The sequence below is a fragment of the Ralstonia sp. 24A2 genome (assembly GCF_051783885.1).
Lineage (GTDB): Bacteria > Pseudomonadota > Gammaproteobacteria > Burkholderiales > Burkholderiaceae > Ralstonia.
Genome location: NZ_JBPVZD010000001.1, coordinates 904,331 through 917,068, shown reverse-complemented (window position 1 = coordinate 917,068; position 12,738 = coordinate 904,331). Strand labels below are relative to the sequence as shown.

10 protein-coding genes are annotated in these 12,738 nt (G+C 64.1%); all 10 read right to left on the bottom strand.

Features of this window, described 5'->3' with window-relative positions:
• Positions 1-35 precede the first annotated feature (35 nt).
• The 10 genes from folC to leuB all read right to left on the bottom strand — a co-directional run bounded on the left by folC (position 36) and on the right by leuB (position 12,718).
• Positions 36-1,334, bottom strand: coding sequence for a bifunctional tetrahydrofolate synthase/dihydrofolate synthase (folC, locus tag ACS13N_RS04275; RefSeq protein WP_438930499.1), 1,299 nt, complete (start codon positions 1,332-1,334; stop codon positions 36-38).
• Positions 1,335-1,418: 84 nt separating this feature from the next.
• Complete coding sequence (accD, locus tag ACS13N_RS04270; protein WP_438930498.1) at positions 1,419-2,291, bottom strand: acetyl-CoA carboxylase, carboxyltransferase subunit beta; 873 nt, start codon at positions 2,289-2,291, stop codon at positions 1,419-1,421.
• A 37-nt stretch (positions 2,292-2,328) separates the two neighbouring features.
• Entirely contained in the window at positions 2,329-3,126 is a 798-nt protein-coding gene (gene trpA, locus ACS13N_RS04265) for a tryptophan synthase subunit alpha (protein WP_438930497.1), read from the bottom strand.
• Between the two features lie 15 nt (positions 3,127-3,141).
• On the bottom strand, positions 3,142-3,960 hold the full coding sequence (locus ACS13N_RS04260; RefSeq protein ID WP_438930496.1) for a DNA-methyltransferase: 819 nt from the start codon (positions 3,958-3,960) through the stop codon (positions 3,142-3,144).
• A 16-nt stretch (positions 3,961-3,976) separates the two neighbouring features.
• A complete protein-coding gene (gene trpB, locus ACS13N_RS04255) occupies positions 3,977-5,170 on the bottom strand; it encodes a tryptophan synthase subunit beta (protein ID WP_438930495.1) in 1,194 nt (397 codons plus the stop codon).
• 95 nt (positions 5,171-5,265) lie between these two features.
• Positions 5,266-5,976, bottom strand: a complete 711-nt coding sequence (locus ACS13N_RS04250) for a phosphoribosylanthranilate isomerase (RefSeq protein WP_438930494.1) — start codon at positions 5,974-5,976, stop codon at positions 5,266-5,268.
• Entirely contained in the window at positions 5,973-6,797 is an 825-nt protein-coding gene (truA, locus tag ACS13N_RS04245; RefSeq protein WP_438930493.1) for a tRNA pseudouridine(38-40) synthase TruA, read from the bottom strand. Before truA ends, ACS13N_RS04250 begins: the two co-directional genes overlap by 4 nt.
• An 83-nt stretch (positions 6,798-6,880) precedes the next feature.
• Positions 6,881-9,811: a FimV/HubP family polar landmark-like protein TapV gene (tapV, locus tag ACS13N_RS04240; protein ID WP_438930492.1), complete on the bottom strand. Its 2,931-nt coding sequence runs from the start codon at positions 9,809-9,811 to the stop codon at positions 6,881-6,883.
• A 401-nt stretch (positions 9,812-10,212) separates the two neighbouring features.
• Entirely contained in the window at positions 10,213-11,316 is a 1,104-nt protein-coding gene (gene asd / locus ACS13N_RS04235; RefSeq protein WP_438930491.1) for an aspartate-semialdehyde dehydrogenase, read from the bottom strand.
• 331 nt (positions 11,317-11,647) lie between these two features.
• Positions 11,648-12,718, bottom strand: a complete 1,071-nt coding sequence (gene leuB / locus ACS13N_RS04230; protein ID WP_438930490.1) for a 3-isopropylmalate dehydrogenase — start codon at positions 12,716-12,718, stop codon at positions 11,648-11,650.
• Between the last annotated feature and the right edge of the window lie 20 nt (positions 12,719-12,738).

The window sequence follows — 12,738 nt, the reverse complement described above, 5'->3', positions numbered from 1 at the left end:
ACCCGGCGCTGCCCAATGTTGGCAAATGCGCTTGGCTAATGTGCGCGGCTCTTACGCTCCGCAAGCACACCGGCAACGGTGAAGAACGATCCGAAGACCACAATTCTATCATCCTCAGTCGCACGCTCCATGGCGTTGCGATAGGCTGTGGCGGGATCGCTGAATGTGCTGACGCTCGACTCCTTGCCCAGCTGGAAGCCGGCGTCCGTCAGTGCTTGCTCCAAGCGCGCGGCGCTGGCGGCACGCGGCGTCGGCAGATCGGTCAGGCACCAATGGTCGACCTTGTCGAGCATGTGGCCAAGCACCCCGGCGATGTCCTTGTCCTGCATGGCACCAAACACCGCGTAGGTGTAGCGGAAGAAGCCCATGTTTTCGAGGTTCTGACCGAGCGCCGCCGCTGCATGCGGGTTATGCGCCACATCCAGAATCACTGCAGGGCGACCTGCCATGACCTGGAAACGGCCCGGCAATGCCACCTGTGACAACCCCAGGCGCACGTCCTGGGCGGAAATGGGCAACCGGTCGCGCACCGACTCCAGCGCCGCCAACGCCGCCGATGCATTCAGCAGCTGATTCGCACCGCGCAGCCCCGGATAGCCGAGGCTCGGCCAGCGCCGCCCCCGTCCGCTGAAACCCCACTGCTGCTTGTCGCCCTGGAAGTTGAAATCGCGGCCGATCAACCAAAGGTCAGCACCAACGGCCTCGGCTTGCTTGACCAGCGAGATCGGCGGCACCGGATCGGAACAGATTGCCGGCTTGCCTGGGCGGAAGATCCCGGCCTTCTCAAGGCCGATCGCCTCGCGCGTATCGCCCAGATAGGCCATGTGGTCCAGATCGACGCTGGTGATGATGGCGCAATCCGTATCGATGATATTGACGGCGTCCAGACGACCACCCAGACCCACTTCGAGGATGACCGCGTCGAGCCCCGCGTCGGCAAACAGATGCATGATCGCCAGCGTGGTGAACTCGAAATACGTCAGGCTGACGGGCTCAGGAAAGCTGCAGCGTGCGCGCTCGACGGCTTCGAAATGCGGCAGCAGCATCGCGTCGGTGGCGATCTCGCCATTCACGCGGGCGCGTTCGTTGAAGTCGATCAGATGCGGCGACGTATGGCAGCCAACCTTGTAGCCCGCGGCCAGCAGGATCGCCTCCAGCATCGAGCAGGTCGAGCCCTTGCCGTTTGTGCCGCCAACCGTGAAGACGACGGATTTGAACGCCAGCCCCAGCGCGTCGCGCACGCGGTTGATACGGGCAAGACCCATGTCGATGCCGACCGGGTGTGCGGTTTCGAGGTGAGTCAGCCAGGCGGGCAGATTGTCGAAAGTAGGCATGCGTTGGAGGCGCTGCGATTGTCGCCGCGCAAAAACAAGAAGCGCGGACTCTCGCCCGCGCTTCGGTTCAACAGGTGTGGCGCATCAGGCCAGTGCGTCGGCCGGTTGCTTCTGCAAGAGCGCCAGCAGCTCGGCAATCTCGCGGCGCATGTTGCGGCGGTCGACGATCATGTCGATGGCGCCCTTCTGCAGCAGGAACTCGGCACGCTGGAAGCCTTCCGGCAGCTTCTCGCGCACGGTCTGTTCAATCACCCGCGGGCCGGCAAAGCCGATCATCGCCTTGGGCTCAGCGATCACCACGTCGCCCATGAAGGCGAAGCTGGCGGACACACCGCCGGTGGTCGGATCGGTCAGCACGCTGATGAACGGCAGCTTGGCTTCGGCCAGCTTCTGCACCATCGCCGTGGTCTTGGCCATCTGCATCAGCGACAGCAGGCTCTCCTGCATGCGCGCACCGCCCGAGGCCGTCACACAGATGAACGGCACCTTCTGCTCCAGCGCCATCTGTGCGCCGCGCGCGAAGCGCTCACCCACCACCGAGCCCATCGAGCCCGTCATGAACTCGAACTCGAAGCAGGCCACCACTACCGGCAGTGCGTGGATGGCGCCGCCCAGCACGACCATGGCATCGGTCTCGCCTGTGTTGTCCATGGCGGCTTTGATGCGGTCGGGGTATTTCTTGCTGTCCTTGAACTTGAGCGCGTCGACCGGGAGGATCTCCTGGCCCAGCTCATAGCGACCCTCCGCGTCCAGCAGCGCGTCCAGACGGGCGCGGGCGCCGATGCGCATGTGGTGGTCACACTTCGGGCAGACGTGCAGGTTGGCTTCGACGTCAGTGCGGTACAGCACCGACTCGCAAGCCGGGCATTTGATCCACAGGCCTTCCGGAATGCCTTTGCGTTGCGACGGATCGGTCTGTTGGATCTTGGGCGGAAGCAGTTTATCCAGCCAGCTCATGCGTGCTCCTTGAATGCGCTCGCGCGAAGAATGTGACTCAGGCGTCCAGCGCCTGGCGAATCTCCGCGATGAAATCAGTCAAGTATTGTACCGCTTGTTCGCGAGGTGCTTCTTCAAGCAATTGCACAATGCGGGATCCGATGACCACGGCATCGGCAACGCCACCGATGGCACGTGCAGTTGCCGCATCACGGATGCCGAAGCCGACGCCCACTGGCAGCCGCGCATGCTGGCGGATTTGCGGGATACGCGCGGCCACGCTGTCGAGGTCCAACGTTGCCGAACCGGTCACGCCCTTGAGCGACACGTAGTAGATGTAGCCACTTGCCACACGGGCGATCTGGGCGATGCGCGCTTCAGTGGAGGTGGGAGCCAGCAGGAAGATCGGATCAATGCCAGCTTCGCGCATGGTCTTGGCGAAGACCTCGCATTCCTCGGGCGGGTAGTCGACCACCAGCACGCCATCTACGCCCGCCTCCGACGCGGCCTTAGCGAAGGCATCAGTACCCATGCGTTCAATCGGGTTGGCGTAACCCATCAGCACCACGGGCGTGGTGGTGTCGGTAGTGCGGAATGCACGCACGTACTCCAGCACAGTGCGCAGGCCGACCTTCTTGGCGAGTGCGCGTTCCGACGCACGCTGAATGACCGGGCCATCGGCCATCGGGTCGGAAAACGGCACGCCCAGTTCGATGACGTTGGCGCCGCCCTTCACCAGCGCGTGCATGAGGTCAACGGTCATCTCAGGGTACGGATCGCCCGCCGTGATGAACGGGATCAGGCCCTTGCGGCCCTGTGCGGACAACTGCGAAAAGGTTTGAGCGATGCGGGACATAGGGGGATCGGTTTGTCAGGCGACCTTGATGGTGTCTGGCGCCTCAGATTCAGTCGGTTGTGCGTTGGCAGCAGCGGCATGCACAGCAGCCACGCGCTCGCGCGCCACGCGGCAATAGTCAGCATTGATCTCGAAACCGGCAAAGCGGCGGCCAAGGCGCGCACTCGCCGCTGCCGTGGTGCCGCTGCCCAAGAATGGGTCCAGCACCAGGCCGCCCGGCGGGCAGCTTGCCAGGATCATGCGCTCCACCAGTTCCAGCGGCTTCTGCGTCGGGTGCTCGGCCCGCTCCGGGTCTTGCCGGTGCAGACGCGACACGCTCCACACGTCCTTCGGGTTGTAGCCGACTTCCAGCCACTTCTTACCCTCGAAACGCTTGCGGCTGCGCGCTTTCTTCGTCTCCGCATCGTACGGAATGCGCACGGCGTCGACGTCGAAGTAGTAATCGCGCGAGGCGGCAAAGAAGCCGATGTTGTCGTGCACCGACGAGAACTTACGCGTGCTGCCGCCCATGCTGGGCACCCGGCGATCCCAGATGATCTCGTTGATCATCATGAGACGCTGCTTGAGCATCACGAACAGTTCCGGCGCGTATTGCCACGTGCAGAACAGGTAGAGCGAGCCGTTGCGCGCCAGTTTCGGCCGTATCGCATCGATCCAGCGTTCAGACCAGGCCAGGTATGCATCGCCTGACAGCTTGTCAGAGTCGTTGCCGTAATCCTTGCCCAGCCCGTACGGCGGATCGGCGATGACGAGGTCCACACTGCCGTCGGCCAGATGCCCGACCCCGGTGATGCAGTCCTCGTTGAAGATGCCGTCGATGGCGCGCTCGGTCATGCGTGTGCCAGTGCCATTAGAGTTTGATGCCGGAGAATTCGGCGACGGTGTGCATGTCCTTGTCGCCGCGGCCCGACAGGTTCACCAGCAGGATCTTGTCCTTCGGCAGGGTCGGCGCCAGCTTGCAGGCATAGGCCAGCGCGTGGCTCGATTCCAGCGCGGGGATGATGCCCTCCATGCGGCACAGATCGTGGAAAGCCTGCAGCGCCTCCTTGTCGGTAATCGGGACGTATTCCGCGCGGTGCGCATCCTTCAACCAGGCGTGCTCCGGACCAACGCCCGGATAGTCCAGCCCCGCCGAGATCGAATGCGTCTCGATGATCTGGCCGTCGTCATCCTGCAGCAGGTACGTACGGTTGCCGTGCAGCACGCCCGGCGAGCCGCCCGTGAGCGACGCCGCGTGACGGCCCGTCTCGATGCCCTCGCCCGCCGCTTCCACGCCGATCAGCTTCACGTCGGCATGGTCGATATACGGATAGAAGATGCCCATGGCATTGGAGCCACCGCCCACGCACGCGATCACCGCGTCGGGCTGGCGACCGATCATCTCGGGCATCTGCACCTTGCACTCCTCACCGATCACGGCCTGGAAGTCGCGCACCATCATCGGATACGGATGCGGACCGGCCACCGTGCCGATGATGTAGAACGTGTCGGCCACGTTGGTGACCCAGTCGCGCATGGCTTCGTTCAGCGCGTCCTTGAGCGTGCGCGAGCCGGATTCCACCGGCACCACCGTCGCGCCCAGCAGCTTCATGCGGTAGACGTTGGCGGCCTGGCGGCGCACGTCTTCGCTGCCCATGTAGACGACGCATTCCATGCCGTAGCGCGCGGCGATGGTGGCGGTCGCCACGCCGTGCTGACCGGCGCCGGTTTCAGCAATCACGCGCGGCTTGCCCATGCGGCGTGCCAGCAGCGCTTGGCCGATGACGTTGTTCACCTTGTGCGCGCCGGTGTGGTTCAGGTCTTCGCGCTTGAGGTAGATCTGCGCGCCGCCGCAGTGCTCGGTCAGGCGGCGTGCGTGATAGATGGGCGACGGACGGCCGACGAAATGCTTCAGCTCGTACTCGTATTCCTTGATGAATTCGGGATCGTGCTGGTAGCGCGCGTAGGCATCGCGCAGCTCATCCAGCGCGTGGGACAGCGTTTCTGCAACGAAGGTGCCGCCGTAGGGGCCGAAATGGCCGTGGGCGTCGGGCAGGTTGTACATGGCAATCTCTCGAGGCGTCCGCCAGAGTCAGGGTTGAGACCCGTCGGCGGAGATATTCAGGAAGGCGTGCGCCGCGAGCAACTGGCCAGAACGGCTCAGGCTTGTGCCGATGCGCCCAGGGCGGCATCGGCCTCGCGGACCGCACGCACAAATGCAGTCATGCGGGCGTGGTCTTTCACGCCCCGTGCGGCCTCGATCCCGCTGCTGACATCCACAGCGTAGGGCCGCACGCGCTCAATCGCGCCAGCGACGTTTTGCGCGCTCAACCCACCACTCAAAACGAGCCGAGGAGCGACGCTTGGCGATGCGGAATGCGAGAGCCATTGCGGGGGAATCAGGGTCCAGTCGAAGACGTGGCCGCCGCCGCCATACCCCTCAACAAATGCGTCGAGCAACAGGCCTTGGGCAGCGGCAAACCGATCGGCAAATTCTACCAAATCGGTTCCGGGCTGAACACGCAGGGCACGCAGCCAGGGCAACCCCACCTTCCCGGCAATCTCAGCGCATAGCTCCGGTGGCTCGTCGCCGTGGAACTGGAGCAGCGTGAGCGGCACTTGGTCCAGCACGCGGGCGATGTCGTCCGCACTGGCATTGACGAACAGGCCTGTCACGGTAACAAACGGGCCGGCGCGGCGGGCCAGTTCAGCAGCGCGCTCTGTGGCGACGTAGCGCGGGCTGGGCGGGTAGAACACCAGCCCGATGGCATCTGCGCCCAGCGCGACGGCGTGATCGACGTCAGCCGGCTGGGTCAGGCCGCAGAGCTTGATGCGGGTTCGGTGAAGCGACATGTCGGATGCGGAATTCACGGGCCGGCGTGCTCGTCGAACACGCCTCGAAACAGGCTGGACGATGCCGAAGACGCCGGCAGCGAGAAGGCATCAGGATAGCCGACCTCGGCCAGATAAAGGCCATCGGGCATGAAGGTGGGCGCAGCGGCCACGCGGCTGCGGGCGGCCAACACATCGGCCATCCACGCTGCCGGCTGACGCCCCCGGCCGATCGCGACCAGGCAGCCCATGATGTTGCGCACCATGTGATGCAGGAAGGCACTGCCGCGAATGCGTACGAACACCCACTCGCCCTCGCCTTGCACTTCCATCGAATACATCGTCTTGACCGGCGACTTGGCCTGGCATTCCGCCGCGCGGAAAGACGAGAAATCGTGCTCGCCGACCAGCACCTGCGCGGCTTCGTGCATGGCAGCGACATCAAGCGACTTGCCAGGCGGCAGCATGACGTAGCCGGCCTTGCCCTCCAGCAGCGGCGCACGCGTCGGCCCGAAGGTCAGCGCGTAGTAGTACGTGCGGCGATGGGCGGAGAAGCGTGCGTGGAAGTCTTCCGACGTCTCCTGCGCCCAGCGCACGGCCACGGTCGACGGCAGGAAGGCGTTGGTACCACGCACCCACGAGAACGGATCGCGCACGAGGTCAGTATCGAGGTGCACAACCTGCCCCAGCGCATGCACACCGGCATCGGTGCGGCCGGCTACAGTGGTCGGCAGCGGCACGCCTGCAAACTGGCGCAGCGCCGCCTCCAGCATGTCTTGCACAGTATTACCGTGTGGTTGCGATTGCCACCCCGAGAACGCGGCCCCGTCGTACTGGATGCCGAGCGCTATGCGCGTCATGCCTTGTGAGTCCTCATGCGGAAAGAAAAACGCCGGCAGGATACCACCCTGCCGGCGCTGTCGATGCCTTGAAGCGCTGTACGTCAGCCGATCTGACGCATCAGAGCCTGTGCCTCGGCGTGGAACGAGGGGTCGCCCAGGTCCAGCACTTCCTGCAGCAGCTCGCGTGCACCTTCCTTGTCACCGATTTCGATGTACGCCTTGGCCAAATCGAACTTGATCTGCAGATCGCGCACGCCGTCGGCGCCATGCTCACCGGACAGCGTGTGCGGCAGGTTGGTGTCCAGGCGGATGGCCGATTGTGGCTCATCGTTGACGACATGCTCTTGCTCAGCGTGATGCTGCTCGGCATCGAAGTGCATTGGCGCCTGCGATAGATCCGTCGGCTGAGCCCAGGACGGCAGGCTTTCTTCGGCCAAGACCGCCGGAGCGGCCGGTGCAGCCTCTGCAGCAGGCGGCGTCGGATTCAGGTCCAGCGACAGATCCGACAGGTCCATGTGCATCGGCGGCGCAGATACCGGCTGATAAGCCTCACCAGCGTGTGCGTTGAACTGTGGCAGATCCGCTTCCGGCTCGGCGTGCGACTTGAACATCTCTGCCGCTTCGTCCGGTGCCGTGATCGGATCACCAGCAGCCGGCGCCGGGAACGACTCCAGCGGCAGATCCAGATCGGCCAGTTGCGGGGCCTTGGTCGACGGCGCGGACGGGTCCAGATCCGGGGACAGCGTGGTCCAGTCGTCACCGCGGCGGGTGGTTTCGCCCGTCACGGTCGGCTTGAAGGCTTCGGCTGCAGCGACCGCACCCACACCTGCCAGAGCAGCCGCACCGGCAGCAACTGCACCTGCGTGGCCGTGCTCGGCGGGTACTTCGGCGCCAGGATGATGCCCGTCGCCCTGCACCGTCAGATACAGCGGGTTGGCCGGATCAAACTTGCGGCCCATCGCTGCGGCCTCGGCCCACTCAGGCGAGGCAGCGCCGACTTGCGCCAGCATTTCTTCAGCAATGGTCTGGAAGCCGTGAGCGTCCTGACGATTTGCGTAAATTTCCATCAACTTCAAACGAATAGCTTGGCGCTCCGGATGCTGTTCAAGCGCCTCGCGCAGGATTTCCTCGGCCTGTACGTCGCGGCCGTAAGCGATATAGACGTCTGCTTCGGCAATCGGATCGACTTCGTTGCTCTCGTTGCTACCGCCGATGCGGAAATCCGCACCGAACACGCTGTGCTGCGAGGTATCGACGCTTTGACCTCCAGCCGCGCCGAACAGCGAGTTGGCACCCGCCATCACCGTGCTTTCCTGAGACAGCAGGCTGTCCTGGAAGCCATGCGCCTGCTCGGGCTTCTGCTGACGGCGGCGATACACCGCCAAGCCACCCAGCAGCGCGATCACGACACCACCCAGACCCAGGGCCATCGGATTACCCAGCAGCGACGAGAAGAAGGACTCTTCTTCGATTGGCTGCGGCGGTGCCACCACGACCGGCGCCTTTTTAGGCGCAGCAGCCGGTGCCGACGCAGCCGCAACCGGTGCGCTGGCCGCCACTTGTGGCGCCGAGGCCGCAGCCACCGGTGCCGATGCTGCTTCCGGTGCAGAAGCAGCAGCCGCGGCGGTTGCCGAAGAAGCCGGTGCTGCAGCTGCAGCTTCTGCCGGAGCAGCAGCGGCCGGTTGGGCGGCTTGTTGAGCCGGTGCCGACGTAGACGATGCCGCTGCAGCGGCCGGAGCCGGAGCATTGGCTGCCGCTACGGCAGGTGCAGCCGTTGCCGGCGCAGCACCGGGGCCTGGCTTGGCAGCGCTAGCTGCCTTGGCCAATTCGGCGTTCTTCAGTTCCACCAGACGTTGCATGTCGGAGAGGTTCTTCTCCAACTGGGCAACGCGCGATTCCATGTCCTTGAGCGCACGCTCCTTGGCAACAAGCTCTTCGTCACGGGCAGCCGCGTTGGCCTTGCCGGTGCGATCGGCCTTCGACAGGCGCAGTTCGTCACGACCGCTAGCAGCCGGCGTCGCTTGATCCTGCACACGGGCCGACACACTGCCGCTTTGCTGGCGGGTCGAATCGGTATCCGTGGCGGCATTGGCTTCGGCGGCGGTTGCCAGGCGGTTGCGGTAGCCGGTAAAACCAGAAGTCTGCGCAACCACCTCGCGACGTGCTTCACGCGGCGAGACCTTCTGCGCTTCAGCCTGCGACGGCACCTTCAGCACCGAGCCAGTGCGCAGGCGATTGATGTTGCCGCCGATGAAAGCGTTGGGGTTATTGCGGTACATCGCCAGCAGCATCTGGTCGAGCGACACAGCGTCCTGCCCCTGCGAGGCGGTCGACGCGATGTCGTAGAGGCTGTCGCCGCGCTGCACGGTGTACGAACCACCCGGCGTGGCGTCCGGTGCCGAAGCTGCCTGCTGTTGGCGTGCGGTTTGGCGCACTGCCGCACGCGGCTGGCGTGCCTGCGCAGGTGCAGCGGCAGCAGCCGGAGCGGCGGCTTGCGACTGAGCAACCGGTGCCGGTGCGGCAGATTCAGTGGCGCCCGGCGTCGTGGCCTGCACCACCGGCGTCGGTGCGAAATTCTGTGCGGTATTGCTGGAGCCCACCGGGTCCAGCAGGAAGGTATAGGCGCGCGAAACGTGACCGCTCGCCCAGTTCAGATCGACCAGCACGTCGACAAACGGCTCGGCGACAGGCTGGGTGGAGCGCAGACGCACCACGTAGTTGCCATTTGACTGGCGCTCCAGCGATGCACGCAGCGAGGAGACGATCGGGTTGTAGGTCAGACCGGCGCGCGAATAGGCATCCGGAGCAGCCAGCTTGGCGACCAGGTTTTGCGCCTCTTCGGGCGTCACGCCGGTCAGATCGATTTCGGCCTGCAGCGGCTGACCAAGGCTGGAACGCACGTGCAGTGCGCCGAAACCGGCTGCCTGCGCTGCTGGCTGGATCAGCAACAGGCTTGCCGCAGCAATGGCGACGGCCGACCAGCTAGGACTGCGATGGGACGATTCTCTCCGGCGGTATTGGCTCACCCTCACCTTCGACTCCGTTATCTTTTAATGTGCAAACGAACTTAACATCAACGAGTTAGCGCAGCAAGTTCACCCAAAAGGTGAAAAGCTGAAGCATCGAACCGCCGTCGATTTTTATCAAAACGACACAATTGACGAGATTCTGAAGCATTCGACGTACCCCCCGGAATGCGAATGCTTCGACGTGGCACCAACTCTTCCCCGTGCCTGTCCACCCCACGAATGGGTGGCCGGCTGTCTTGCCGCAATTCTGGCCGCTATTGTGTACCAACGTTACAGCCCGTGGGCATTCAGATGGCACAACGCCGCGCAGGCCGCGCGGCGTTGGTGGAAAAAGCGCACTTTCTGTTGTCAGGCCGCAACGACGATCGCCGTAGTCCAACTCGACAACGAATGCAAAGCCGGGGTCACTTGCCCAGCAGGATGCGCAGCGTACGACGTAGTGGCTCTGCGGCACCCCACAGGAGCTGGTCGCCGATCACGAAGGCGCTCACGTATTCCGGCCCCATGTTCAGCTTGCGCACGCGGCCCACACCGATTTCCAGACCGCCGGTAATGGACGCCGGCGTCAGCTCCTTCTCGGTGATACTGCGGTCGTTCGGGACCCACTTCACCCACGGGTTGCCCGAGCGGATGATCTGCTCGATCTCTTCGAGCGGCAGGTCGCGCTTGAGCTTGAGCGTCAAGCCCAGGCTGTGGCAGCGCATCGCGCCAATCCGCACGCACAGGCCGTCGACCGGAATGGTCTGTGCCGTGCCCAGGATTTTGTTGACCTCGGCCTGGCCCTTCCACTCTTCCTTCGACTGGCCGTTGTCGAGCTGCTTGTCGATCCAGGGAATCAGACCGCCAGCCAACGGCGCCGGGAAAAATTCGGTCGGCACGTCTTCGCGGATGGTCTTCGCGACCTTGCGATCGATGTCCAGAATGGCCGATGCCGGGTTGGCCAGCTCATCCGCCACCGCGCCGTGGATCACGCCCATGCCCTTGAGCAGCTCGCGCATGTGGTTCGCGCCGCCGCCCGAAGCCGCCTGGTAGGTCATCGAGCTGACCCATTCGACCAAGCCTTCGCGGAACAGGCCGCCCACGCCCATCAGTAAGATGGAGTTGGTGCAGTTGCCGCCGATGAAATTCTTGGTGCCGGCCGCCACCGCGTTCTTGATCAGGCCCAGGTTGACCGGGTCCAGCACGATCACGGCGTCGTCGTCCATGCGCAGGGTCGACGCAGCGTCGATCCAGTAGCCGTTCCAGCCGGCAGCACGCAGCTTCGGGAAGACTTCGGTGGTGTAGTCACCGCCCTGGCACGTGATGATCGTGTCGCATGCCTTCAGTGCTTCGATGTCGTTGGCGTCAGCCAGCGGCGCATCCGTCTTGGCGAATGCGGGCGCCTTGCCGCCAGCGTTGCTGGTGCTGAAGAACACCGTATCGATCAGGTCGAAATCCTTTTCTTCCTGCATGCGTTGCATCAGCACGCTGCCGACCATGCCGCGCCAACCGACGAGACCTACCTTCATGATGTGGAACCCTTAGTGATTTTCCCCGCCTCGTGCGCCCGGCGGTGACCGCGCGGGGAAGGCGAACGGACACGACCGGACGATCTACGAGATCGTTTTTTTGGTAATGGTTTTGGTGGTCGTGCGAATCTCGACAGTCGCAATGCGTGCGCGTGCGGCGGTGCCCGTAGCTGCGAGAGCCAGGGTACCCAGAATGCCGAAGAGGAGCGCGGTCGAGATCATTCGTAAAAATATACACGATTTGGCGGACGCACAATGCGCTGCAACATGCGTTCGCCGAAAAAAAACGTTGCGGCGCATCATGTGACGACACCGCAACGTGCGCGATGAATTACAGCGCGGCCAACACCGCTTCGCCCATCTCCACCGTGCCGACCTGCTTGCAGCCCGGCGTCAGGATGTCGCCCGTGCGATAGCCCTGGGCCAGCACCTTCTTGACGGCGCTCTCGATGCGATCTGCCTGCTCAGCCTTGCCCAGCGAGTAGCGCAGCATCATCGCCGCCGACAGGATCGTCGCCAGCGGGTTGGCGATGCCCTTGCCTGCGATGTCCGGCGCCGAACCATGCGACGGCTCGTACAGACCCTTGTTGTTCGCATCCAGCGACGCCGATGGCAGCATGCCGATCGAGCCCGTCAGCATGGCAGCCTCGTCCGACAGAATGTCGCCGAACATGTTGCCGGTGACGATCACGTCGAAGTTCTTCGGCGCCTTGACGAGCTGCATGGCCGCGTTGTCGACGTACATGTGCGAGAGCTCGACTTCCGGGTACTCCTTGTGCACGTCGGTGACGATGTCCTTCCAGAACTGGAACGTCTCCAGCACGTTGGCCTTGTCGACGCTGCACAGCTTCTTGCCCCGCTTGGCGGCCGCCTGGAAGGCGACATGCGCGATGCGGCGGATTTCCGGCTCGCTGTAGCGCATGGTGTCGAAGCCTTCGCGCGCACCGGCAAACAGGCCGTCCGGCGCAGCACGCACGCCGCGCGGCTGGCCGAAGTAGATGTCGCCGGTCAGTTCGCGCACGATCAGGATGTCGAGACCGCCCACGATTTCCGGCTTCAGGCTCGATGCGCCGGCCAGTTCCGGATAGCAGATCGCCGGGCGGAAGTTGGCGAACAGCTGCAGATGCTTGCGCAGGCCGAGGATCGCTTGCTCGGGGCGCAGCTCGCGCGCCAGCGTGTCGTACTTCCAGTCGCCCACGGCGCCGAACAGGATGGCGTCAGCCTCCTTGGCGAGCTTGAGCGTGTCTTCCGGCAGCGGATGGCCCTTGGCTTCGTAGCCGGCGCCACCCACGGGCGCGAATTCCATCTCGAACGACTCGCCCAGCGCGTTCAGCACCTTGACGGCCTCGGCCACGATTTCCTTGCCAATGCCGTCGCCCGGCAACACTGCAATCTTGGTCATGCGTATGTCCTTGTTGTTCT

Excerpts from the sequence above, each read along its gene's own strand:
- folC (WP_438930499.1), bottom strand. The coding sequence starts at position 1,334 with ATGCCTACTTTCGACAATCTGCCCGCCTGGCTGACTCACCTCGAAACC.
- accD (WP_438930498.1), bottom strand. The coding sequence starts at position 2,291 with ATGAGCTGGCTGGATAAACTGCTTCCGCCCAAGATCCAACAGACCGAT.
- trpA (WP_438930497.1), bottom strand. The coding sequence starts at position 3,126 with ATGTCCCGCATCGCTCAAACCTTTTCGCAGTTGTCCGCACAGGGCCGC.
- ACS13N_RS04260 (WP_438930496.1), bottom strand. The coding sequence starts at position 3,960 with ATGACCGAGCGCGCCATCGACGGCATCTTCAACGAGGACTGCATCACC.
- trpB (WP_438930495.1), bottom strand. The coding sequence starts at position 5,170 with ATGTACAACCTGCCCGACGCCCACGGCCATTTCGGCCCCTACGGCGGC.
- truA (WP_438930493.1), bottom strand. The coding sequence starts at position 6,797 with ATGACGCGCATAGCGCTCGGCATCCAGTACGACGGGGCCGCGTTCTCG.
- asd (WP_438930491.1), bottom strand. The coding sequence starts at position 11,316 with ATGAAGGTAGGTCTCGTCGGTTGGCGCGGCATGGTCGGCAGCGTGCTG.
- leuB (WP_438930490.1), bottom strand. The coding sequence starts at position 12,718 with ATGACCAAGATTGCAGTGTTGCCGGGCGACGGCATTGGCAAGGAAATC.